This window comes from Aquisediminimonas profunda, from assembly GCF_019443285.1.
Classification (GTDB): domain Bacteria; phylum Pseudomonadota; class Alphaproteobacteria; order Sphingomonadales; family Sphingomonadaceae; genus Aquisediminimonas; species Aquisediminimonas profunda.
This window is the reverse complement of record NZ_CP080327.1, coordinates 3,055,449-3,080,436: the sequence shown is the minus strand read 5'-3', so window position 1 is coordinate 3,080,436 and position 24,988 is coordinate 3,055,449. Positions and strand designations below refer to the sequence as shown.

Below are 24,988 nucleotides of genomic sequence, written 5' to 3'. Positions count from 1 at the left end.
CTAATGCGCAACGGCTGACCATGTGTTGTGCGCATTCGAGTTGACACCGGGTCTTTTGATCAGCGACGGTGCTGAAAAGCGGCAGCCATAGCAAAATGCCGGGGAGGAGAATTGATTATGGATGCCGCAAAGCAGGTTGAGATGGATACGTTTGCGGGCCATCCGAAAGGGCTCTATTTTCTCTCCTTCACCGAAATGTGGGAGCGTTTCTCCTTTTACGGCATGTCGGCCTTGCTGGCACTCTACATGGTCAAGGAATTGCTCCTTCCCTTGAATGCCGCTCAGGTGCTTGGCCTTGCCACATTGCGAAGCGTGTTCGAGTTTCGGGGTGCGATGAGTGATCTCGCCTTCGCTTCGATCATTTATGGCTGGTATGCGGGGCTCGTCTATTTCACACCGATCCTGGGCGGTTGGGTGGCAGACCGCATTCTGGGCGCAAAGCGCACGGTGATGGTGGGCGTTCTCTTGATGAGTGCGGGCCATCTCGCCATGTCATTCTACCAGAGCTTCCTGATCGCGCTCGTGCTGCTGATCCTCGGCTCAGGCTTTCTGAAGGGCAATATTTCCGCGCAGGTCGGCTCACTCTATCCAGTCGATGATGAATCGCGGCGGTCGCGCGGCTTCACGATCTTTTCGACAGGCATTTGCATTGGCGCGGCATCCGGCCCGTTTGTCACTGGCCTGGTTGCTGCACTTTACGGATGGCATGCCGGGTTCGCCGTCGCCGCTGTCCTCATGTTGCTGGCCCTGGCTGCCTATGTTCTTGGCCAGCGCCATTTGCCGGACGACCGTCCGGTTGGCCGCAAGCGTGAAAAGGCCCAGCCACTCTCACCAGCGGAACGACGTCGCATCCTTGTCCTTCTCCTAGTCATCATTTTGACGATACCGGCAGAAATTGCCTACCCGATGTTCTGGAGCATCGGCATCCTCTGGGTTGATCAATATGTGAACCTTCAGACGATGTGGGGCGAAGTTCCGTCAAGCTGGTTTGCGTCGGCGGATTCGATCGGGGCGATTGCCGCTGCGCCACTGTTGATATCCTTCTGGGCCTGGCAATCGAAAAGGGCGAGCGAGCCGGGCAGCGTGACGAAGATCGGCATCGGGACGGCAATCGTGGCCTTTTCTGCCATGCTCCTCTCGATCGGAAACTTTGGGACATCCGCTCCGGACAGTGTCGGGTCCGGTTGGGCCATTGCGGCCTGGCTGATCATGGGGCTGGCCTGGATGTACTACTGGCCAACGACGCTGGCGCTGGTCAGCAGGTGCGCGCCCGCGTCTGTGACGGCCACGATGATGGGCGTTGCGTTCCTCTCGCCATTTGTCGGCCACACGCTGGCGGGGTGGGTCGGCAGCTATTTCGACCAGATGAGCCCGTCTGCCTTCTGGGCAATGGACGCCGGGATTGCGGTCGGCGGGGCTATTGTGATCCTTTTGTTCCGGGAGCGTCTCGCTCGAGGCCTGGAGCCGGACGCCGACTAGCTGGCTCAAACCCGGTATTTCGGCTCGCCGAAGCCGAAGATCGGTCGCGGCTGGGCGGCAGGCCGTGCAGCGAACCATAAGCCTTTGCAAAATGCGCAGCGGACGTGAAGCCGGTCGCAACCGCAATTTGGATCATCGACATCCCCGTTTGTTGCACCATTTGCCTGGCGCGATTGAGACGCAGGTTGCGGTAATAGCGCGCTGGATGTGTAGTCAGATTCTGCATGAACAGGCGTTCCATCTGGCGTAATGACATGCCCCCTGCCTGCGCCAGGTCCGAGAGTGGCAGCGGGCTTTCCAGATTGCTTTCCATTGCTGCGATGACGTCAAGAAGGCGGGGATGACGCACCCCAGTCCGCTCTGAAAGCGCAAGGCGCTGGGGTTCCGAGGCTTGCCGCGCCGTATGATGCAGCATCTGGTCCGCGACGCGCGCTCCCAGTTCACGCCCGAAATCGGCGGAGATGAAGTGGAGCATCAGGTCAAGCGGTGCTGTTCCGCCGGAGCAGGTGAAGCGATCCCGATCAATCTCGAACAGGCTGCGCGTGACGGTCAGTGCGGCATAGTTTTCGGCAAGGCTGTCAATTTCTTCCCAGTGAACGGTGCAGCGGTAGCCATCAAGAAGGCCCGCATCCGCAAGGATGACGCTGCCCGTGCAGACGCTTCCCAACTGCACGCCCCGCCGCGAGTAGCGCCGGAGCCGGGAGGCCACCGCCGGATCGAGTTTTTCGGCAACGGCAATGCCACCGCAGACAATCACGGCATCGGCCTGGCTGCTGGTGCCGAGTGCGGAGTCCACCTGAACCAACGTGCCGTTGCTTGCGCGCACCGGCAAACCGTCAGCACTTGCGGTGCTCCAGCTATAGGGCGTGCCGCCGTGCATCCTGTTCGCGACCCGAAGCGGCTCGACGGCTGCGGTGAATGGCATCAGCGAAAACTCCGGGACGAGCAGGAACACGAAATGCCGTGGCAGCGTCCCGCGCCGCTCCAGGGCTTCCTGTCTTGAGGTTTCCGTCATCGGGCATGCCAAAAGCGCATGTCGATCTTATAACAGAAAATGGCGATTCTGGAATATATTGAATGCAGCCTTTGGCGCATCTTTCATGCATTGAAGCAAAATGGGCGAGGAATTCCATGGCTGACGACGAAATCATCCTGCGGGACCTGAATGACGAAGATCTGGTCGACCAGATGAAGGACGATCTTTATGATGGTCTTGCCGACGAAGTGCATGAAGGCACGCAGATTTTGCTTGAGCGAGGATGGGATGCAAACAACATCCTGTCGGAAGCGCTCGTCGAAGGCATGCGGATCGTCGGTGTGGATTTCCGCGACGGCATTCTGTTCGTCCCTGAAGTTCTTCAATGCGCCGGAGCAATGAAGAGCGGCATGGAGCTGCTTCGCCCAATTCTGGCAGCAACGGACAGCAAGGCGAGCCTTGGCAAATATGTTATCGGCACCGTGAAGGGCGACATTCATGACATCGGCAAGAATCTCGTCGGCATGATGCTGGAAGGTGCGGGGTTCGAAGTCATTGACCTCGGGATCAACAACCCGGTTGAAAAATATCTGGCCGCGATTGACGAGCATCGGCCGGCGATCCTCGGCATGTCGGCCCTGCTGACCACGACGATGCCCTATATGGGCGTCGTGATCGAGGAGCTTGATAAGCGTGGCATTCTCAAGGAACTCCCCGTCATGGTGGGCGGCGCACCGCTGAATCAGGAATTTGCAGACGCCATTGGTGCGCACAGCTATGGCCGCGACGCGGCGATCAGTGCTGAACTCGCCCGTGCGCTGGTTGGCCGGAACAGCTGAGGGGATCGCGACGAAAGGCCCCTGCGATGAGCGGAAAATGCCTGATCCTTGCTTGCGGCGCACTGGCGGCAGAAGTCGTCGCACTTCGCAAGCAATTGGGACTGGGCGACGGCGAAACGGAGTTGCAGTGCCTGCCAGCCGAGTTCCATAATACGCCAAGCAAGATTGCCCCGCGCGTTGACGAGATACTGACCGAACGCCGCGGGGAGTTTGAACAGGTTCTGGTTGGCTATGGAGAATGCGGAACGGGCGGCGCCCTGGATGCAGTTCTCGCCAAGCATGATGCGGTAAGGCTCCCGCACGCGCATTGTTATGAATTCTATGCTGGCAGTGCTCGGTTTGCTGACATCACCGACGCTGAAATCGGCAGCTTCTTCCTGACGGACTATCTCGTGCGCAATTTCGATCGGCTGGTCTTCGGGGGGCTCGGGCTCGATCGCTTCCCGCATTTACGGGACAGCTATTTCGGGAATTATCGGGATCTTGTCTATCTGGCCCAAACGGAAAGCCCGGCCTTGCAGGAGCAGGCCAGAGCAGCGGCCGAAAAACTTGGTCTGAACTATGTCTACCATCGTGTCGGATATGGTGACCTTGCACCATTCCTGGCCAAGGCAGGCGGCAAGGACGCAGCGGCCCATGTATAGCTTGCGACTATGGTCGGTGAAACATTCGCGCGCGATGGAGCGAACCTATGATCTGGTCAATCCGGCCATCGTCGGACTGCTTCGCGTTGTCACTCGCGTCTTTGGGACCCGTCTGGACAAGCCGATCACGGCATTGGAGGCAAAGGGGAAGGGCCTTTTCTTCGATTGCAAGATGTGCGGAAACTGCGTGCTTTCGAGCACTGGCATGTCGTGCCCGATGAATTGCCCCAAGACCATTCGCAATGGTCCGTGTGGCGGCGTCCGCGAGAATGGCCATTGTGAGGTCAGGCCTGAAATGCGGTGCGTTTGGGTCGCTGCGTGGGACGGTGCGTCCCGCATGAAGGGCGGCTCTGCAATCAAGACCTTGCAATTCGCCGTCGACAACCAGGCCAAAGGTCAGTCTTCCTGGCTGAGGATGGCGCGCGATGCTTGACGCGCATGAACAGTTCGAAGCCTATGGTGCCAACCCGGGCGATCCCTTGCCCATGTTGCCCGGACATGTTTCGCATGGACGGTTCGAGCGTGTCCTGCGCGCAGGGCATTTTGCGATTACGTCCGAAATAGCACCGCCAGATTCTGCTGATCCTGACGAAGTCTTGCGCCGTGCGATCCTGTTCGATGGCCACGTCGACGCCATCAATGCGACCGACGGATCGGGCGCCAATTGCCACATGTCCAGTCTGGGTGTGTGCGCGATCCTGACGCGCGTCGGCTATTCCCCGATCATACAGATTTCGTGCCGAGACCGTAACCGCATTGCGATCCAGGGCGATGTTCTCGGAGCGGCGGCTCTGGGCGTCTGTTCGGTGCTTTGTCTTTCCGGCGATGATGTGAGCGTCGGCGATCACCCGGAAGCGCGGGCCGTATTTGATCTGGACAGCGTCTCGCTGCTATCCACTGTGCAGACCTTGCGCGACGAAGGTCGCTTCCTGAGCGGTCGCACGATTGACCATCCGCCGCGCCTGTTTCTCGGCGCGTCCATCAACCCCTTTGCGCCGCCCTATGCCAATCGAGCAGACCAATTCGCCAAGAAGGTCGCGGCTGGTGCGCAGTTCGTCCAGTCGCAATATTGCTTTGATATCGAGATGGCTCGCCAATTCATGGTTCAGGCGCGCGATCTTGGCCTGACCGAGAAATGCTATGTGCTGATGGGTGTGGGCGTGCTCGCTTCGGCAAAGACAGCCAAGTGGCTGCGAAGCGCCATTCCGGGGGTACACATTCCGGAAGCCATCATTCGGCGGCTGGAGCAAGCCGAAAAGCCTAAAGCGGAAGGCCGCGCCATCGCTGTCGAACTCATGCAGCAACTGGCCGAGATTGAAGGCGTGTCCGGCGTCCATCTCATGGCCTACAAGCAGGAAGAATGGATTGGCGAGATCGTCGGCCGTTCCGGAGTTCTTGGCAGCCGCAAGCCCTGGGCTGCGCCGCATCCGCCTTTGGCTCAATCGACTTACAAATCAGCGCAAAACTGAAGGACATTTTCATGACAAGAACCGTACTGAGCTCTGCCACCAAAGACGTCGTCATCGGCTTCGACCAGCCTTTCGTGATGATCGGAGAGCGGATCAATCCAACAGGCCGGAAGCTCCTCGCTGCCGAAATGAAGGAAGGCAATTACGATCGCGTTGTTGCAGATGCGCTGGCACAAGTCGCTGCAGGCGCCCAGATGCTTGATGTCAATGCCGGCATTCCGCTGGCGGACGAACCCAAGATTCTGGCTGAAGTCATCCAACTTGTGCAGTCGGTTACGGACGTTCCCCTGTGCATCGATTCCTCGATCATTGAGGCACTCGAGGCCGGGTTGGCGGTTTACAAGGGTCGCGCGCTTGTGAACTCCACGACCGCAGAGAGCGAAGTGATGGAGCGCGTTCTCCCTCTAGTCAAAAAATATGGAGCAGCAGTTGTTGCCATCTCCAATGACGAAACCGGCATTTCGGAAGACCCGGACGAACGCTTCGAAATTGCGAAGCTGATCGTCCAGCGTGCGCAGGATCATGGCATAAAGCCGGAAGATGTCGTGGTCGATCCCCTCGTTATGCCGATTGGTGCGATCAACAAGGCTGGCCGCGATGTTTTCCAGCTCGTGCGGCGTCTGCGGGAGGAACTGAAGGTCAATACGACCTGCGGTGCATCCAACATCGGCTTCGGCCTGCCGAACCGCCACGCGATCAACAACAGCTTCCTGCCGATGATTGCTGGCATGGGCATGACGAGCGCCATCCTCAACCCGCTGCATGAAGGCCTCGTGCCTGCAATCAAGGCCGCGGATGTGCTGAATGGCGTCGATCCAAATTGTGCAAACTGGATCCGCCAGTTCCGCGAACCCTCGCCCGAGGGAGAGGGCCGGGGCGGGCGCGAAGGCCGAAGGAGTGGCCGCCGTCGTGGTTGATCGCGAATATAACGGCAAATGCCTGTGCGGTGCGGTGTCGTATCGCGCGACGGGGCTTGCCGACATCTGGTATTGCCACTGCACTCAATGCCGAAGCCTGACAGGACATTTTCTCGCTGCCTGCAGAACCCGACGAGACCGTCTTTTTGTGTCTGGCGATATAGTCTGGTCGCCGCATTCCGGCGCAGCCGAACACGCACGATGTGCGCAATGCGGCAGCCTGCTTTTTTGGGCCAACAGGAGCACGAACTCCATTAGCGTTCTTCCCGGAGGGCTTGAAAATACCGACGGAATAGATGTGGGCGGGCATATCTTCGTGTCCGAAAAGGGTGGTTATTACGAGATCGATGATGGCCTGCCGCAGTTCGATCGCTATCCAGCGGAGGCTTTGGGCAACTGATGGGCGTCAGCACGCATAAGGTGATCTTCACGCCCTCCGGCATTCGCGCTGAAGCGCGGCCGGGCCAGACCGTCTATGATGTGGCGCTTGCGGCAGGAGTCGACATTCAGTCCATTTGCGGCGGCAAGGGCCTCTGCAAGCGCTGCCAGATTGAAGTTTCGCCCGGTGAGCACGCAAAGTTCAAGATCAGCGTCAGTGCTGATGCACTGTCTCCCTTCACGGACAGCGAAGCCAAGGCTGTCGAAAAGGGCTTGATGCGAGAAGGGCGTCGCCTTGCCTGTCGTGCGCAACTTTGCGGCAATGCTGTCATTGAGGTTCCAAGCGACGCACGCCAGCATCAGTCGGTCAATTCGAAAACAGGGACCGCAATCGAGTGTGAACCCAACCCTGCCATTCGTCTTTACATGTGCGAATTGCCGAAACCGGAACTTGACGACAATCCGAGCGATGCCGAGGCGTTGATGGCAGCCTTGCGCGAGTTTGGGATCGAGGCCAGGCCCGAGCATCGCACCCTCATCAAGTTGCAACCGATCCTTGCCCAGAACGAGCGACAGCTGATCGCTGTCGTGCGCGACGATCAATGGATTATCGACGTCTGGCCGCCGTCCCCCTTTGATGCCTATGGCGCGGCCGTGGACATCGGATCGACGTCAGTCGCGCTTTATCTTTACGATCTTACGCGAGGCGAACTGGTTTGGGAGGATTCCGCGATGAATCCGCAGATCCGTTACGGCGAAGATCTGATGAGTCGCGTCTCCTATGTCATGATGAACAAGGGCGGTGAGGAGCGCTTGACCGCGGAGATCAGGAAGCAGATCGCTGCCATGCTCGAACAGGCCCGCGCTGCCCTTGATCTTGGCCCGAACCAGATTCTGGAAGTTGTCCTGGTCGGAAATCCGATCATGCATCACCTGTTCCTGGGCATCAATCCGGTCGAATTGGGACAGGCGCCATTTACGCTTGCCGTGAAGGATTGGTTCGAGGCGCCAGCATGGCGCTTTGAGCTTGGCATTTCGGAAACGGCGCGCATCGCGATGTTGCCGCTTGTCGGCGGGCATGTGGGTGCCGATACCACGGGCGCCTATCTGACCCAGATCAACGCGATCGAGGGACGCTCGGTCCTTCTGGTCGATATCGGCACGAACGCTGAAATCGTGCTCAGTCATGGCGGGCGGGTTGCCGCTGCGTCCTCGCCGACAGGGCCGGCCTTCGAGGGCGCTGAAATCAGTGCAGGCGTGCGGGCCAGCCCCGGCGCGATCGAACGGGTGCGGATAGACCCCGAAAGCCGGGCGGTCGAAATCAAGATCATTGGCCATGACGGCTGGCTTTCCGATGCGCGGCCTGACGAACTGGAAGCGCATCGCATTTCCGGCATTTGCGGGTCCGGGATCTTTGAAGTCATGGTCGAACTGGCCAATGCAGGCGTGATCAATCGCAGCGGACTCTTTCGCTCGGACCTGGCGCATGAGCGCCTTGTTCCGGAAGGGCAAAGCTGGAAATTTCTGCTGGTCGATCGGCCGGAGAATCCAATCTACATCAAGCAGACGGATGTTCGGGCGGTGCAATTGGCCAAAGCGGCGCTGGCAGCGGGTGTATCGCTTCTGAACGATCATCTTGGTTGCGATGCGTTCGAGGAAGTGCTGCTCGCCGGAGCATTCGGCACACACCTTGATGCCAAATATGTGGCGGATATCGGCATCATTCCGGGTGCGACAGCTGACAATGTCCGTTCCATTGGCAATGCTGCTGGCATGGGCGCAGCGATGGCGCTACTGAGCCGCGACGAAAAGGCCCGCATCATTGAAGCTGTCAAGCATATCGAGAAGGTGGAGACGGCCACCGAGCCCCGCTTTCAGGACTATTTCGTCGCCAGCATGGCCTTCCCGACTGCTCCCGAGGCCGTGGGTGATTCAGCATCAGGGCGGGGACGGCGCAGCCGTCCGCGCGACCGTCGATAATTCAGAAAGGACAAGCCATGTCGAGAAACGAACGTACCGGTGGCCGTCGCGGCCGTGCAGAAGCAAACGCCGCCGCAACCGCGCCTCGCAAGCCCTATATCGAGCGGGCCATACCGCCCTATTCAGTGCTTGGGGATGCTGATCTCGCCATTCTGGAAGGCAATGCCGAAACGATTCTCGAAGAGATCGGAATCGACATCAAGGACGATCCAGAAACCATCGCAATATTTGTGGCTGCCGGAGCCAAGGCGGATGGCGTTCGGGTCCGGTTTCCGCGCGGCATGTGCCGAGAAATTGTCCAGAAGAATGCTCCTGCGATTTTCACGCAGCACGCCCGGAATTCGTCGAACAATGTCGTTATCGGAGGGAACAAGACGGTCCTTGTGCCCTCTTATGGCTCACCCTTTGTCTATAGCCGCGAAGGTGGTCGCCGCTATGCAACGATCGAGGATTTCCGGAACTTCGTGAAGCTTGCCTATGTGGCAGACAGCTTGCACCATTCCGGCGGCACAATTTGCGAACCTGTCGATTTGCCGGTGAACAAGCGCCACTACGACATGGTCTATTCGCACATCAAATATTCGGACAAGGCCTTCATGGGCTCGGTGACCCATCCAATGCGCGCCGAGGACTCGGTGAGCATGGCCAAGATCGTCTTCGGTGACGATTTCGTCGAAGAAAATTGTGTCATGGTGAACCTCATCAACGCCAACTCGCCAATGACATTTGACGCAACCATGCTTGGAGCCCTCAAAGTCTACGCGCGCCACAATCAGGCAACAATGATCAGTCCCTTCATCGTTGCAGGGGCCATGTCGCCCGTGACGGTCGCTGCGGTGGCGGCCCAAAGCCTTGCCGAAGGGTTGTGCGGCATGGCGCTTGCGCAGCTGGTTCGTCCGGGTGCACCCGTCATTTATGGCAACTTTGTCTCATCAATGTCGATGCAATCCGGTGCGCCCACGTTCGGCTCTCCCGAAGCGTCGCTGATCCTCAACGTCGGTGCTGCGCTGGCCCGGCGTCTGGGCGTTCCGTTCAGGAGCGCGGGCGGCTTTACAGCTTCAAAGGTTGCAGATGCCCAAGCGGCCTATGAGGCTGCCAATACGCTCCAGCAGGGTCTGCTCGCTGGTGTCAATTTCATGCTGCATACCGCCGGCTGGCTCGAAGGCGGCCTTGCCATGGGATATGAGAAATTTGTCATGGATTGCGACCAAGCGGCGATGATGGCCATCTATGCCGCCGGAGTAGACATGAGCGAAAATGGTCAGGCCATGGATGCAATGCGCGAAGTAGGGCCCGGGCAGCACTTCCTCGGCTGCAGCCACACGCAGGCCAACTTCAAATCGGCCTTCTATCGTTCGACGATTGCTGACAACAACAGCTACGAGCAGTGGGTCGAGGACGGCAAGCTCGATGCGGAACAGCGGGCCGAGAAGGTCTACAAGGACATGCTCGCGAGCTACAAGGCGCCAGAGCTTGATCCCGACATTGACGCGCGCCTCATTTCGTTCATGGAAACTCAAAAGGCGAGCTTCCCGGATTCGAATATCAGCTGAGCGGGCGTCTCGGGCTTTCTTCCAAGGGTAAAGGCGTCCCATCGGTTTTCTTTGCCTGAAGGGCTTATGACCAGCATCAATGCTGGCAATGCTATGGACGCGCCGCGCGATCTGTGGCTAGCGTTGCGCCTGCACGAGGGGGAAGCACATGGCGGACTGGTCGAAGGACATCGATACCGGAGGATATGGACAGTCGAGCCGAAAATTTGCCGGCCTCCTGATTGATCCGCTCGTCTTCTTTCCGACCGCGATTATTTCGATGGCGGTCATCGCCTACAGCATTGCCTATCCCCAGAGTTCGGCTGACCTGTTCTCGAACATCCGCAAATCGGCGACCGACAATTTTGACTGGTTCTTCATGTCGGCAGGCAATGTCCTTTTGCTGTTCTGCGTGGCAGTAGCGGTTTCGCCCCTGGGAAAGATCCGCCTTGGCGGCAAGGGCGCGACGCCCGACTATTCGCGCATGTCATGGTTTTCGATGCTCTTCGGGGCCGGGATGGGCATTGGTCTAGTCTTCTACGGCGTGTCGGAACCTGTATCGCATTTCACGGCATCAATGGTTGGCGGAGCCAGTGCCCCGTTGAGCGGTGCTGTACAAAATGCGGGCCTTTCGCGGGATTTGGCGATGTCTGCGGCAATCTTTGACTGGGCGCTCCATCCCTGGGCGATGTTTGCCGTAACTGGCCTTGCGCTTGCAGTGTTTGCCTATGATTTCGGCATGCCGCTTTCGATGCGATCGGCCTTTTATCCCATCTTTGGCAAGGCGGTGTGGGGGAGGCTGGGCGATGTGATCGAAATCCTTGCCGTCTTCGCAACGATTTTCGGTCTGGCGACGTCCCTTGGCCTTGGCGCACAGCAAGCCATGGCCGGGATCACCTTTCTCTATCATGTGCCAAGCACACCCTGGTCCATCCTCGGACTGATTGCGATCATGGCCGGAGTCACTTTCCTCTCGGTGCATGGGGGCATTGATCGCGGCATTCGCATCCTGAGCGAACTCAACATGGTCGTTGCGCTGGTCCTGCTGCTTTTTGTGCTGGTGACGGGCCCGGTCCGGGACCTGCTTTCGGACCTTGTCAGAAACACATTCATCTATCTACAGAATCTGCCGGCTCTTTCGAACCCGGTGGCCCGCGCAGACATTGGCTTTTATCGGGATTGGTCGGTATATTATTGGGCCTGGTGGCTCAGTTGGGCCCCCTTTGTCGGCATGTTCATGGCACGCATTTCACTTGGGCGAACAGTCAGGGAATTTGTCGCAGGGGCGATGATTGCGCCAAGCGTTCTCGGCATCATCTGGCTCACGATTTTCGGCGATGCGAGCATTGCACACATTGTCGCAGGCGACCAAGCCGGCCTTGCGCATGCAACCCTCGACCAGCAACTGTTCGTCCTTCTTGGCGCACTGCCCTGGGCGCAGGTCACCTCATTCGTCACAATCTGTCTTATCCTCATCTTTTTCGTGACCGGGTGGGATTCCGGAACGCTAGTGATCGACACAATGACCTCAGGCGGGCGCACCGATACGCCTTTGCGGCAAAAGGCCTTCTGGCTTTTTGCAGTGGGCGGAATCGGCGTGATGCTCCTCCTTACGGGCGGTCTGAATTCGCTTCAGGCGGGGTCCATTGCGACGGGTCTGCCGCTTGGGCTTGTGTTGCTTCTCATGTGCTTTGGAACCTTCAAGGGCCTGATGGTCCTTCACAGGCGGCATATCGATTAGACGGAGGCCGACCAGGCCCCAATCGGCTGGCGCCACAGGCATGCCAGCATATCAAATTTGCATATTCTGGACGGATGCAATTCGGTCTGCCATCCCGTGCCCCAGGAAGGAGGCATTGGCATGAACAATGCGTTCTATACGCGGGTGCGCAATACCCTTGATGACATTGAAGAACAGGGACTCTCGAAGCATGAGCGTCTGTTGACCTCGGCCCAAGGGGTGGACGTCGACGTGATCACGCCCGATGGACTGAGACGGGTGATCAATTTTTGTGCCAACAACTATCTGGGCCTGGCCGACCATCCCGAACTCATCGCAGCCTCGGCCGAAACGAGCCGGCGCTATGGGTTTGGAATGGCCTCGGTCAGATTCATTTGCGGAACGCAGGACCTTCACCGGGAACTGGAGGGACGGCTTGCCCGGTTCTTCGGCTATGAGGATGCGATAACCTTTGCGGCATGCTTTGATGCCAATGGTGCGGTTTTCGAACCGCTTTTTGGCGAAGATGATGCGATCATCTCGGATTCATTGAACCATGCCTCGATTATTGACGGGGTGCGTCTCTCGAAAGCCAAGCGTTACCGCTTCGCAAACAACGACATGCGTGATCTGGAAGTCCAGCTTCAATCGGCAGATGCGGCAGGTGCCCGGACCAAGATCATCGTGACTGACGGCGTCTTTTCGATGGACGGGTATATTGCAAACCTGCGTTCGATTTGTGACCTCGCGGACAAATATGATGCGCTGGTGATGGTCGATGATTGCCATGCTGCAGGTTTCATCGGCGAAACCGGCAGGGGCACAGCAGAGCATTGTGGTGTTGTCGGCCGGATCGACATATTGACCGGCACACTTGGCAAAGCCCTGGGCGGCGGGATGGGTGGCTATATCTGTGCGAGACAGGAGGTCATCGACTTGTTGCGCCAGCGCGCCCGGCCGTATCTCTTCTCAAACGCGCTCGCGCCAGGTCTTGTCGGGGCGAGCATAAAGGTCATCGACATGCTCGAGGCGGGCAATCCGTTTCGGGCCCGACTGTTTGCCAATGCGACGAAATTCCGTGCCGGGATGGAAAGCGCCGGCTTCACCCTGAAGCCGGGCGAACATCCCATCATTCCGGTGATGCTGGGCGATGCCCGGCTGGCGCAGAACATGGCTGCGGCTCTGCTTGACGAGGGCGTCTATGTGACGGGTTTTTCCTTCCCGGTCGTGCCACATGGCGAAGCCCGAATTCGCACGCAGATGAGTGCGGCCCATACAGACGAGCATATCGAGCTTGCGATTGCCGCCTTTTCCAAAGTCGGGCGCAAGCTGGGAGTGATTTGACATGACAGCGCCAAACATGATGCCCGCTCTCGTCAAGGCCAAGCCGGAGCCGGGAATTTGGCTGCAGCAGCAGCCCGTTCCGGAACCCGGCCCGGATGAGGTCCTCATCAAGGTCCACCGCACGGCAATTTGCGGGACGGATATCCACATCTACAATTGGGATGATTGGGCCCAAAGAACCATTCCGGTGCCGATGATCGTGGGTCACGAATTTGGCGGGGAAATCGTCGCGATCGGGGATCATGTGAAGCGCGCGCTTCAGATTGGCCAGAGGGTTTCCGGCGAAGGCCATCTCGTTGGCGAAAAGAGCCGCGCCGTTCGCGCCGGACATTTTCATCTTGATCCGGAAACGCAAGGCGTCGGTGTCAACCGGCCCGGAGCCTTTGCGCGTTATCTGTGTATCCCGGCGTTCAATGTGATTGCCTTGCCAGATCATGTGGACATGGACGTGGCGGCCATGCTTGATCCGCTGGGCAATGCTGTCCACACCGCGCTTGCATATGACCTGATCGGAGAAGACGTCCTCATTACGGGGGCCGGTCCCATCGGTATCATGGCAGCGGCAGTGGCCCGTCATGTCGGTGCACGGCATGTCGTGATCACCGACATCAATCCGTATCGACTGGAGCTTGCCGGCAGGATCGCAGACTGTCTGCCGGTCAATGTGGCCAACGAAGACCTTGTCTCCGTTCGTCACAAGCTCGGCATGACGGAAGGCTTTGACGTGGCGATGGAGATGTCCGGCGCTGCTCCTGCGCTCGACCAGATCGTCGATAACATGGTGATGGGTGGCAAAGTTGCCATGTTGGGCTTTCCGCCCGGCGAAACCCGCATCGAGTGGAGCAGGATTGTCTTCAAGGCCCTGACGATCAAAGCCATCTATGGTCGGGAAATGTTCGAGACCTGGTACAAGATGCTCGCGATGCTCGGTTCGGGCCTGGACGTCTCGGGATTGATCACTGACCGGTTGCCTTACACCCAATTCGAGCAGGGCTTTCAGACGATGCGGTCGGGGCAGTCAGGCAAGATTATCCTTGACTGGACCGTCGAATAATCACGCTGGCAATTGCGCGCTGATGTGCAAGAGCCAAACCATTGCAGCGCAGGCCGCGAGCGCCAGATACGGCAGCCAGCCGGCGCGGCGTGTAATCGCTTCGTCGCCTGGCGCATATTCGGCCTCTACGGGCGACGTCGGAAATACGCCCTTGTCCTGAACATAGTGGCGGAACCAGAAGACAGGCAGGATCAGCATTGCGGCCAGCAGGCCGTTGCGCAAAGTGCCTTCGCCCCAGACGTCTGCGCCAGCACCCATGAAAGCCATATTGACGAAACCGAAGGTGGCCGCGAGCGCCAGGAGCCATGTCGGGCAGCGGAATGGACGTGCCCAGTGGCCGCGATCCATGCGGTGGATCCAGCCGGCCTGCAGATTCAGGAAATTGAAAATGAAATAGCAGACGTTGGAAATCATCAGCACGGCGAAATAATCTGAAGCGAGCAGCAAGATCAGGTTGAACCCGAGGTCGGTCCACATTGCAGCGGTCGGCGCGCCATGCTTGTTTACCCTCGAAAGGTAGCGCGGCAGCCAGCCATCGACTGACGCCTGATAGAGGGTGCGCGACGATCCCAACATGGATGTCATCACGATCAGGAGCAGGGCCAGGATGAGCATTGCCACAAAGACATTGGTCACGATTGCGCCGCCGCCGACGATCTTTGCCAGAGCCAGGGCCACACCCGAGCCGTCGTAGATCTTGGGATCGAGCAAGGCATCAAGCCCAAGGGTTGCCTGAAAGGCGAGCGGTACAAGCGTGAAAATCACGATGCACAAGAGCCCCGCTGCCATGATCGCCCGAACCGTGTCACGCCGCGGATTGCTGAACTCTCGCGTGTAGCACACGGCCGTTTCGAAGCCGTAGGTTGACCAGCCCGCACCGAACATGGCCCCTGCAAGGACTGTCAGCCCAAGAATATTCCAGCTGCCAAAACTCATATGGCCAGCGGTGTCCCGGATCAGGGGCAACAAGGGAAACAGGTGATCCGATGGAAGGTCGCCCGTCAGGATCGGCACCAATCCGACAAGCACCAGCGGAGACAGGCATATAATGCCCAGCACCTTCTGAAAATTGGCTGCCCGCGACGCTCCGTGGTGCTGGAGCGCAAAGGTCAGCAGAAGGAAGCCTGTCGCGATAATCGAGACGAAATTGATCCGCAGATGCAAACCGTCGCGAATGAATCCCAGATCAAGGAGTGTGATGCGCCAAGTGTTGATTGCCGCATCCGGGGCAAAGAGGCTGGCCATGACATAGCCCGCCCCCAGGCTGGTCCCCAAGGCCATGACAGGCGACCATGCAAGCCAATTGCACCAGACGGACACCGGCGCGATGAACTTGCCGTAAGGGAGCCAGGCTGCCGCGCCATAGACCGATGCGCCGCCAGACTTGTGCGGATAAAGCCCCGCAATTTCGGCATAAACGAAGGCCTGGATGAATCCCATCATGATCGACACGATCCAGACGATCCAGCTGGGCTGGCCAATGATGGTCGCGATGCCGCCCATTGTCAGCAGGACGCCTGCAGGCACACCACTGGAGGCCCAGAAGGCATCGACCCAGGTCAGCTGGCGCTTGAGCGCGGGTTGCGTCAGAGCGTCTGCTGCCGCTGATTGATCCATTCGACCCACCCTTTTACTTCGGACGGCAAAACCGGATTCCGTCAGTCGGACGGCATCCGGTTCTGCGCCATGCCGCTTCTACTTATTCGTCTTGCACATTCTATCGGCCGAAGTTGTAACGCGCGGTGATGCCCCAAGTCACCGGCTTCGCATAGACACCGAGCGAGTCACCCCAGAACAGCGAACCGTCGAAGGCGTAAACTCGATATTTGCGCTTGAAGATGTTGTTCGCAAACACCGAAATGTCGAGGTTGCCATCACCGGGCTTGAAGCCGAGCCGGACATTTTCGACGTGGTATGAGCTTTCGCGTTCCACAGGTGCGCACAGGACCGTGAAACAGAACTTGCCGGAATAAAGCGAATCCGCCTGAATGGATGCCCGTCCTCCAGCCGCATCGAACTCATAGCGGACGAGCGCATTCCCCGAGAAACTCGGCGCTTGGGGAAGGTCATGATTCTGGATCGTCACGCCATCCGGCAGGAGGACATTCTTGACCTTGCTGTCCTGCCAGGCGGCATTTAGCTGGATCGTCAGTCCATCAACCGGGCGGGTTGTGAATTCGGCCTCGATACCTTTGTTGCTGGCAGGCAGGTTGCGGACCAGTTGGGTGAAGCCGACCTGCACAAAGGCCTGATAGTCATGATACTTGTAGTAGAACGCGGCCAGGTTGAGTTCCGTGCGCGGTCCCAGCTTGGTTTTCAGACCGACTTCATAGGCATCAAGCTTTTCAGGGCTGTAGGGAATATTGTTGAGTGTATCGATGACCGCCTGCCCAAGAAATGGTGTGCCGGTGGAGAAGGTAAAGCCGCCTGATTTGCTGCCACGGTTGTAGCTGGCGTAAACCAGCGTGTCAGGCGTCGGCTTCCAATCGATCCCGATGCGGGCCGTCAGGCCGTTGAAGCTTGGCGTCGCTGCAGCCGGTGTCACAGTCACACCTGTCAGCGGTGTGGTTCCCGTGGGATCGTTGTAGCTGATCTGATCCGGTCCCCAATGCAGGGAAAATCCCGAAAAATGCTCGCTCGCGTCATAGCGGCCGCGCTTGCTGTCATGCCAGTAACGCAGACCGGCAATCAGCTTGATCGTGTCGCTGACCTTGAATTCGTCCTGTGCGAAAAATGCAAAGGACTTTGTCTTCTGCTTGATCGCTACTGTGGGATCATATTGGTCAAACGGCGTGGCATATTTTGCATCAAACTTGCCATCGATGATCAGCCCATAGGCACCGACCACGAAGAAGTTGCGGTCGGACGCAACCGATGCGCGCAATTCCTGCGAAATCTGGTTGGTGTCGGCGCGCTGAAAGAACAGCGTACCGGACGCGTAGCAGGTCACGGCCTGTGCGGGTGAAGGGCAGGGACCAGTTGTGAATGGTGAATAGGCTGTGGGATTGGCGAAATCATAGGGAAGTTCCGGCGGGCCATCGCCACCTTCGATGTAGAACTTCTTGAGGCTGGAATAATCGGTGATCGAAACCAGGTCGACCTTGCCGAGGCTTGCTTCCATACGCAGGCTGGCACCAAAGATCTTCCGATCGACATAGGCCGGGCCGGTTCCTGCCGTGCGCCAGGGGTTGCCGCCCTGCGACGGCGTGATCGCCGGGTTGGTATATCCATTTGCCGTAGAGCCCGGGACGCCGCCATTGTAGGAGGCACCAAAATAGTTGTTCCAATATTCGCAAACCTGGTTGGCCGGCAGGAATTCGCCTTGGAACTGCGCATTGGGGCACGCCGGAGCAAGGGAGTAATTGCCCGCCTGACGCTCGCGATCCGCCTGGGCATAGCGAACTGTCAGCCGCGCCTTGAAGTTGCTTGAGGGCTCCAGCGCAAGAATGCCGCGCAGTGCCCAGTGATTGTTTGCGCCGCGGTCCTTTTCGCCGGGTGTGATGTTCCGGATATATCCGTCATCGCGGTCATATATGCCAGAAATGCGGGCGGAGACGCCTTCGCCCAGCGGCCCGGACACCGCGCCTTCCAGGATGGTCTGGTTATACCGGCCATAGGTGCCGCTGACATAGCCATCCAATGTGTCTGTCGGCTGGTTTGAAATGAACTGGATCGCACCGCCCGTTGCGTTGCGCCCGAACAATGTGCCCTGTGGACCGCGCAGCGCTTCGACCCGTGCGATATCGAACACTGGGAAGCTGGCTGACGTTATTGAGCTTGCGTAGCTGTCATCCTGGTAGACGGCCACCGGCGGTTCCTGCTGGTCGCCATAGTCGTTCTGGCTGACCCCGCGAATGTTGAAAACGACCTGGGAAGAGCCATAGGCGTTATACTTGATATTGGGAATCGCGCGGACAACGTCGGTCGCGCTCGAGATGTTGAAGCGGGACACTTCCTCCGCATTGAGCACCGAAACGGCAATGCCGACGTCGCGAAGCTTCTGTTCGCGCTTTTGCGCCGTGACCACAATGTCGGTCGAGCCAGAGTCGGCACCTTCTTCGGCCGGTGCGCTCTGTGCATGCGCCGGCGCAATTGCCAGGAGACTCGCCGTTGCGAAGCTGAGCGGCACGCTCCAGCGCAACGCCTTGGTCTGTGCCTGAACGTTGATTGATATGGCCATTGGTTCCCCCCTTGATTCTCAGGCGGCGCCCTCATGCCGTGGCCCGATCGGGATCCGCCCTGCAGCCCTAACGATGAGGGGAGAATGAACCATATTGAACGGCCGTGCAACCCAATCTCGGCCAAACTGTTGCTAATAATGACGAGAAAGCGGCGCGATTCTTGCGCCATTCTCTCTGTTCCTGCCGAATGCATGGGGTGCAAATGCGCATGAACCCTAACGTTTGGCAGCAATAAAACTTGGGGCTAATGATGTGCATCAAATGGACTTATGAAAGCGGGCTGCCGCGCGTTTTATATGGTGAGAGAGTTCACTCAATTCTATTGAATAGACGTTCAACGGTAGACAGGGGGTGAGATGCGCAGGCGCGAAGCGGAAGATCGTCGCATCCAATTGTTGCAGGCCGCGATGGCGACACTCGCGGAAACGGGCATCGGGGACTTTACCTTGGCAGAAGTGGCGCGGCGGGCGGATGTGTCTGCTGCACTGATCGTGCATTATTTCGGTGATCGCGACAGCCTGCTGGAAGCGACATTTCGCCTTTTGGTGGAGCGTGTAACGACATTGCCGATGCGGGCGCTTGCCATGGCGCGCGGGCCCGAACAGCGTTTGCGCGCTTTTGTTCAGGCGCATCTTGATCCAGCGGAATTGACGTCGGAAGCGTCGCGTGCATGGCTTTCGCTTTGGGGTATGGCGCTTTACGTGCCCGCGCTTGCCCGCCTCCAGCGTGTTCATCAGGAACGCATGCTTTCAAACCTGCGGCATGAACTGCGAAGCCTCATCCAGCCGGGCGAGGTTGACCGGGTAGCCGAAACCATTGCGGCCATGATTGACGGCTTCTGGCTGCGCACGGCACTTGCCAACGCCTGGAAGCCGGAGGCGGAGGTCCCGACCGATTGGATCTTCGATTTTGTCGATACCAACCTCGAAGTGCATCGCCTTGGCGAAGGGGGCGTCGTCAAAGCGCCCGAGGTGAGTTTTGACACGATCAATCCTGCGACGGGTGATGTGCTTGCCACCATCCGCATTGATGCCCAGTCCGATGTGGACAAGGCCGTAGCCCGCGCTGCACACGCGCAACGGGATTGGGCGCGGGCTCCCGGCGTTGAGCGCGGCCGCATTCTTGCCCGTGCCGCTCAATTGCTCGTGGAGCGCAATGAACAACTGGCGAAACTTGAGGCGCAGGACACGGGCAAGCCGATTCAGGAAACGATTGCGGTCGATGTGCTTTCGGGCGCCGATTGCATCGAATATTTTGCCGGTGTCGCAAGGACGATTGCCGGTGAGCACCTGGACCTGGGCCCCGGCGCATTTGGCTATACCCGGCGCGAACCCCTGGGCGTCGTGGCGGGGATCGGGGCATGGAACTATCCCATTCAGATTGCCTGCTGGAAGAGCGCACCGGCCCTTGCCTGCGGCAATGCGATGATTTTCAAGCCGGCCGAGCTGACACCGCTGACCGCAATAGAGCTCGAAAAAGCCTACCGGGATGCCGGGCTGCCAGATGGTCTGTTTCAGGTCGTGCAGGGCAAGGCTGAAACGGGGCGGATGCTCAGCCTGCACCCGGGCATTGCCAAGGTATCGCTCACTGGCGAAGTGGGAACCGGGAAAAAGGTCATGGTCGATGCGGCAGGGACCCTCAAGTACGTCACGCTGGAGCTCGGTGGCAAATCCGCGCTGATCGTATTTGAGGACGCCGACCTGGACGAGGCCGTGTCCGGGGCACTTCTGGCCAATTTCTATTCTGCGGGCGAAGTCTGCACAAACGGCACGCGCGTGTTCGTGCACAAGGCCGTCCGACAGGCTTTCCTCCAGAAATTGAAGGCACGCACCGAAGCCATGGTGATTGGCGATCCTCTGGATCCTCAAACCCAGATCGGGGCGTTGATCTCCGAAGCGCATATGCAAAAGGTCCTTGGCTATATCGCCCTTGGCCGGGAGCAGGGGGCGACCTTGTTGACGGGCGGCCATCGCGTGACGACTGGTGCGCTTGCCAAGGGAGCATTTGTCCAGCCGACGATCTTTACCGGCTGTACCGACGACATGGGCATCGTGCGGGAGGAAATTTTTGGCCCCGTAATGGCGGTCCTTGATTTCGAGGATGAAGCCGACGTGATCGCCCGCGCAAACAATACGAGCTTCGGCCTTGCGGCAGGTATCTTCACCAATGACCTGAAGCGCGCCCATCGCGTGATTGCGGCACTGGATGCAGGGACCTGCTGGATCAACACGTACAACATCACCCCGATCGAGCTGCCCTTCGGCGGTAACAAGCAATCAGGCCTTGGCCGGGAGAATGGCAAGGCAGCGATCGAGCATTATACTCAGTTGAAGAGCGTCTATGTCGCGATGGAGGCGATTGATGCCCCCTATTGATCAAGCGGACTTCATCATTGTCGGAGCCGGATCCGCTGGCTGCGTGCTGGCCGACCGCTTGAGTGCAGATGGACAGAACAAGGTTGTCCTGCTTGAATTCGGGGGCAGCGACCGGTCCATCTTAATCCAGATGCCGGCAGCGCTTGCCTACCCCATGAACACGAAGCGCTGGAACTGGGGCTATGAGAGCGAACCGGAACCCCATCTCAACAATCGACGCCTGAATTGTCCGCGTGGCAAGGGCTTGGGCGGATCATCGTCGATCAACGGTCTTGTCTACGTTCGGGGCAATGCGCTCGATTTTGAACGGTGGAAGGATGAGGAAGGCGCTCGAGGATGGGGATATGCGGATGTGCTCCCCTATTTCAAACGCGCAGAGACGCGTGCCGAGGGCGGAAATGAATATCGCGGCGGTGATGGTCCTCTTTCGACCAGCTATGGCCCCCTCAAGAATCCGTTGCACACGGCCTGGCTCGAAGCTGCGCAGCAGGCCGGCTACGCGCTGACGGAGGATTACAACGGCTATCGTCAGGAAGGCTTTGGCCGAATGGACATGACCGTGCGCAATGGCACCCGTTGTTCCGCGGCGAAGGCCTATCTTTACGGGGCCCGCAAGCGGGCAAACCTGTCTGTGATCGATCACGCCCTGGCGACCCGCGTCCTGTTCGAGGGCAAGCGCGCAGTGGGCATCGAATATGAGCGTAAGGGCAAGCTCCACCAGATCCGCGCCTCACGGGAAGTCATCCTCTCCGGTGGGTCGATCAATTCGGTGCAGCTGCTCAAACTGTCAGGTATTGGCCCCTCAGACGAGCTGAGGCAGCACGGGATCAATGTGCTGGCAGACCGCCCGGGAGTCGGGGCCAACCTGCAGGATCATCTCGAATTCTACTTCCAGATGGCATGCACCCAGCCAATCACGCTTTACGGCAAGGCGAATTTGCTGGGCAAGGCGCTGGTCGGGGCGCAGTGGCTGTTCCTCAGGTCCGGTGTCGGGGCCTCGAACCAGTTCGAGAGCTGCGGCTTCATTCGCAGCCGCGCCGGGATCAAATATCCGGACATCCAGTATCACTTCTTCCCGATGGCGATCAATTATGACGGGACGTCACTCGCCAGCGAACACGGTTTTCAGGCGCATGTCGGTCCAATGCGCTCACAGAGCCGGGGGTCTGTGACGCTGAGGAGCGCGGACCCGCACGAGAAGCCAAAAATCTTCTTCAACTATATGAGCCACCCAGACGACTGGTCCGAAATGAGGGCCTGCGTCCGATTGACACGGGAGATTTTCCAGCAGCCGGCTTTTGCGCCATTTCGGGGGCGCGAAATTCAACCAGGTGCCGATTGTACCACCGATGCGGATATTGACGCCTTTATCGCGGAGCATGTCGAAAGTGCGCTGCATCCGTCCTGCACGTGCAAGATGGGCGATCCTGCCGACCCCATGGCTGTGGTCGATCCGGAGCTGCGCGTGATTGGCGTCGATGGGCTGCGGGTGGTGGACAGTTCGGTCATGCCGTCGATTACGACCGGTAATCTCAATGCGCCAACGATCATGATTGGCGAAAAGGGAGCCGACCATATTCTTGGCAAGCCGCTGCTTGCGCCGTCGAACGCGGCCTATTTTGTTGCGGAAAATTGGGAAACCTCGCAGCGATGATCGCCAGCATCTCGGAACCGGCGCGGCAAACCGATGTGATCCGTGAAACCGACTTGCTTGTCGTTGGTTCCGGACCGGGTGGATTGGCGGCGGCGCTTGCGGCGGCCCGCGCCGGCGTCGAGACCGTTCTTCTTGAACGCTATGGCTGTTTTGGTGGGAATATCACGCAAGTGGGTGTCGAAGGCTTTGCCTGGTATCGCCACCCCCAGACAATCGACAGCGAAGGCATCGGGCGGGAATTTGAAGAGCGCGCCAAGGCAATGGGCGCAGCGATGCCCGAGCCGCAATCGATCAGCCACAGTCTGGATGCAGAAGGCTTCAAGGTGGTCGCGGACACGCTGGTCGAGGAAGCGGGCGTTATCCCGATGCTCCATCGCCTTTTCGTCGCGCCGATCATGGAAGGCGACACGATCCGCGGCGTGATCGTCGAGAGCAAGGCCGGCCGCGAAGCCATTCTTGCGAAATGCGTGATCGATGCGACGGGCGATGCCGATATTGCCTATCGGGCTGGTGCGCCCACGCACAAGCATCCGGTTGACGAGATGATGTCGGTCTCGGTGATGTTTTCGATGTGCGGCGTCAACAAGGCGCGGTTTATCGACGCCGTGAAGGCGGACCCGCAGACCTATGGCGATTGGGCTGTGGGTGGCGAGTGGGAAGTGATTACCAGCGGCAAGGAAGACGAGATGTTCTCGCCATTCCTGAGGAAGCCTTTTCAGAAAGCCCTGGAGGCTGGTCTGATTCCAGACAGTGTGAAAACCATGGCGGGCACTTGGGGCACGGTATCCGATCAGGGTGACCTGACTTACCTCAACATGTGTCACCTCTATCTCGACGGGACCGACCCTGATGCACTCACGCATGGGGAGATGGCCGGGCGCAAACAGGCCATGTATGCGATCAATGCGCTCAAATCCTTCATGCCGGGATGCGAGGATGCAAAGCTTCGCAACTTCGGAATGACCCTTGGCATTCGCGATACGCGCAAGATTGATGCCGTCTACAACATGACAAGCGCGGATGTCCTCGAACAAGGGCGATTTGAAGACACGATCGGCATCTTCCCCGAATTCATCGACGGCTATGGTTATTTGATCCTCCCGACGACCGGACGCTACTTTCACGTCCCGTATCGCTCGATGTTGCCGAAAGGCGTGAAAAACCTGCTGGTCACGGGCCGTGTGATCGGTGGCGACAAGGTGAGCCATGCCGCAGTCCGCAACATGATGTGCTGCGCAGTGGCAGGGCAGGGCGCCGGAGTTGCGGCTGCTACCGCCATCAAGTCCGGCCGCGATTTTGGTGACGTCGACATGCACGCAATTCAGCGCGAGTTGCAGCGGCAGGGCGCGCGAATTTCATGATCGATCCGGCATCGGTATGCCGCGAGCTTTCGCTTGAGCGATGCGTCGGCATACACTATAAGTATTGCTAATGGTACGCTACCCGCACAGTCGCAGTCGATGAGCAAGGCTCAAATCCCGCACAATTTCGAGTTTCGTGCGCTGCAGGTGTTTGTCACCACTGCAGAGCAGGGCAGTATGACCCAAGCCGCCAAGGTTCTGGGGCTGACCCAGTCCGGTGTGTCTCAAATCATTGCCGGTCTGGAAGAGACTGTGGGTCGGCAATTGTTCGATCGGGGCATGCGTCCGATCATACTGACCAAGGTTGGCCAGGTTCTGCTTCGCCAGAGCCAGAAGATCATTGGCGACCTTCAACACGCTTTTGTCGAGGCGACTGAAAGCGACAGCGGAGAATTGCCATCACTCAATATTGCCATGCCGGAAAGCCTTGCCAATGTGCTCGGCCCTCGGCTCTATCGTCGTAGATCTGATATTGCGAAATTCTGGCGTATTTCCAATGGGTTGATGCCAGAGCAGCGTGCCAAGTTCAACACCCATGCGGCTGACCTGATCATTACGGAGGAAAGCAACACGTCCGACATGATCGATGTCGAACGGTATAGCGTGTTCACCGAACCCTATGTCCTGATCTTCCCGAAGGACTTTGCCCTGCCGCAGGAATTGGGCCCGCATCTGGCCGACAGTACGCTTATCCGGTTTTCCCTGCGTTCTTCGGCCGGGCGGCAGACCGAAGCCCAGCTCAGCCGTCTTCAGCTCAAGTTTCCAAGCCAGATCGAATTCGATTCCGTTGTCGGCCATGCCAAAGCCGTGTCCTATGGTTTGGGCTGGGGCATTACGACACCGCTCTGCCTCTTTCAGGTCCCCGGCATTTTTGAAGAGCTGACCGTACAGCCTATTGTGAGAGGCAAGTTCGGTCGGAGGATGACGATGGTCGCGCGGGAACAGATCCTTGGTTCCGCGCCAAGAACTCTTGTTGAGGAGTGTCGTCTGATTTTGAAAGATGAGGTTTTTCCGGACATCGTCGCGAAATTGCCCTGGCTTGAGGAACTGCTCACTCTGGGGGACGATTGATCCATTGGTGCTTT

Annotated in this window: 19 protein-coding genes; 16 read left to right on the top strand and 3 right to left on the bottom strand. The window is 58.6% G+C overall.

Going from position 1 to position 24,988, the window contains the following annotated elements:
- Nucleotides 1-117 precede the first annotated feature (117 nt).
- The gene (locus tag K0O24_RS15215) at nt 118-1,479 is read left to right on the top strand and encodes a peptide MFS transporter (RefSeq protein ID WP_219893539.1); all 1,362 of its coding nucleotides are present in this window, start codon (nt 118-120) and stop codon (nt 1,477-1,479) included.
- On the opposite strand, the gene K0O24_RS15210 is transcribed toward K0O24_RS15215, so the two are convergent.
- Nucleotides 1,418-2,494, bottom strand: coding sequence for a GlxA family transcriptional regulator (locus K0O24_RS15210; protein WP_219893538.1), 1,077 nt, complete (start codon nt 2,492-2,494; stop codon nt 1,418-1,420). The genes K0O24_RS15215 and K0O24_RS15210 overlap by 62 nt on opposite strands.
- Nucleotides 2,495-2,610: 116 nt before the next feature.
- Here K0O24_RS15210 and K0O24_RS15205 point away from each other — a divergent pair, with 116 nt between their 5' ends.
- From K0O24_RS15205 to tdh, 11 genes are all read left to right on the top strand, one after another.
- Nucleotides 2,611-3,294, top strand: a complete 684-nt coding sequence (locus K0O24_RS15205; protein ID WP_219893537.1) for a corrinoid protein — start codon at nt 2,611-2,613, stop codon at nt 3,292-3,294.
- Between the two features lie 26 nt (nt 3,295-3,320).
- Nucleotides 3,321-3,938, top strand: a complete 618-nt coding sequence (locus tag K0O24_RS15200) for a DUF1638 domain-containing protein (protein ID WP_219893536.1) — start codon at nt 3,321-3,323, stop codon at nt 3,936-3,938.
- 16 nt (nt 3,939-3,954) lie between these two features.
- Nucleotides 3,955-4,371, top strand: coding sequence for a methylenetetrahydrofolate reductase C-terminal domain-containing protein (locus K0O24_RS15195; RefSeq protein ID WP_219893535.1), 417 nt, complete (start codon nt 3,955-3,957; stop codon nt 4,369-4,371).
- Nucleotides 4,364-5,407, top strand: a complete 1,044-nt coding sequence (locus K0O24_RS15190) for a methylenetetrahydrofolate reductase (protein ID WP_219893534.1) — start codon at nt 4,364-4,366, stop codon at nt 5,405-5,407. The genes K0O24_RS15195 and K0O24_RS15190 overlap by 8 nt, the downstream gene beginning before the upstream one ends.
- An 11-nt stretch (nt 5,408-5,418) precedes the next feature.
- Nucleotides 5,419-6,324 carry a dihydropteroate synthase gene (locus K0O24_RS15185; RefSeq protein ID WP_219893533.1) on the top strand — a complete coding sequence of 302 codons (906 nt, stop codon included), beginning with the start codon at nt 5,419-5,421 and terminating at the stop codon, nt 6,322-6,324.
- A complete protein-coding gene (locus tag K0O24_RS15180; protein WP_219893532.1) occupies nt 6,317-6,724 on the top strand; it encodes a GFA family protein in 408 nt (135 codons plus the stop codon). The genes K0O24_RS15185 and K0O24_RS15180 overlap by 8 nt, the downstream gene beginning before the upstream one ends.
- Complete coding sequence (locus K0O24_RS15175) at nt 6,724-8,682, top strand: ASKHA domain-containing protein (protein WP_219893531.1); 1,959 nt, start codon at nt 6,724-6,726, stop codon at nt 8,680-8,682. The genes K0O24_RS15180 and K0O24_RS15175 overlap by 1 nt, the downstream gene beginning before the upstream one ends.
- Nucleotides 8,683-8,699: 17 nt before the next feature.
- Nucleotides 8,700-10,235, top strand: coding sequence for a trimethylamine methyltransferase family protein (locus K0O24_RS15170; protein ID WP_219893530.1), 1,536 nt, complete (start codon nt 8,700-8,702; stop codon nt 10,233-10,235).
- Between the two features lie 148 nt (nt 10,236-10,383).
- Entirely contained in the window at nt 10,384-11,955 is a 1,572-nt protein-coding gene (locus K0O24_RS15165) for a BCCT family transporter (protein WP_219893529.1), read from the top strand.
- Between the two features lie 120 nt (nt 11,956-12,075).
- Entirely contained in the window at nt 12,076-13,278 is a 1,203-nt protein-coding gene (locus tag K0O24_RS15160; protein WP_219893528.1) for a glycine C-acetyltransferase, read from the top strand.
- 1 nt (nt 13,279) lies between these two features.
- Complete coding sequence (gene tdh / locus K0O24_RS15155; protein WP_219893527.1) at nt 13,280-14,332, top strand: L-threonine 3-dehydrogenase; 1,053 nt, start codon at nt 13,280-13,282, stop codon at nt 14,330-14,332.
- Here the strand turns inward: tdh and K0O24_RS15150 are convergent, their stop codons facing one another.
- Nucleotides 14,333-15,949: a trimethylamine N-oxide permease gene (locus tag K0O24_RS15150; protein ID WP_219893526.1), complete on the bottom strand. Its 1,617-nt coding sequence runs from the start codon at nt 15,947-15,949 to the stop codon at nt 14,333-14,335.
- A gap of 100 nt (nt 15,950-16,049) precedes the next feature.
- Entirely contained in the window at nt 16,050-18,512 is a 2,463-nt protein-coding gene (locus tag K0O24_RS15145; protein WP_219893525.1) for a TonB-dependent receptor, read from the bottom strand.
- A gap of 357 nt (nt 18,513-18,869) precedes the next feature.
- Between K0O24_RS15145 and betB the strand changes: the two genes are divergently transcribed.
- From betB to K0O24_RS15125, 4 genes are all read left to right on the top strand, one after another.
- The gene (betB, locus tag K0O24_RS15140) at nt 18,870-20,888 is read left to right on the top strand and encodes a betaine-aldehyde dehydrogenase (RefSeq protein ID WP_219893524.1); all 2,019 of its coding nucleotides are present in this window, start codon (nt 18,870-18,872) and stop codon (nt 20,886-20,888) included.
- Nucleotides 20,875-22,542, top strand: coding sequence for a choline dehydrogenase (betA, locus tag K0O24_RS15135; RefSeq protein WP_219893523.1), 1,668 nt, complete (start codon nt 20,875-20,877; stop codon nt 22,540-22,542). Before betB ends, betA begins: the two co-directional genes overlap by 14 nt.
- On the top strand, nt 22,521-23,903 hold the full coding sequence (locus K0O24_RS15130) for an FAD-dependent oxidoreductase (RefSeq protein WP_219893522.1): 1,383 nt from the start codon (nt 22,521-22,523) through the stop codon (nt 23,901-23,903). The genes betA and K0O24_RS15130 overlap by 22 nt, the downstream gene beginning before the upstream one ends.
- A gap of 99 nt (nt 23,904-24,002) precedes the next feature.
- Complete coding sequence (locus K0O24_RS15125) at nt 24,003-24,974, top strand: LysR family transcriptional regulator (RefSeq protein ID WP_219893521.1); 972 nt, start codon at nt 24,003-24,005, stop codon at nt 24,972-24,974.
- Nucleotides 24,975-24,988: the final 14 nt, after the last annotated feature.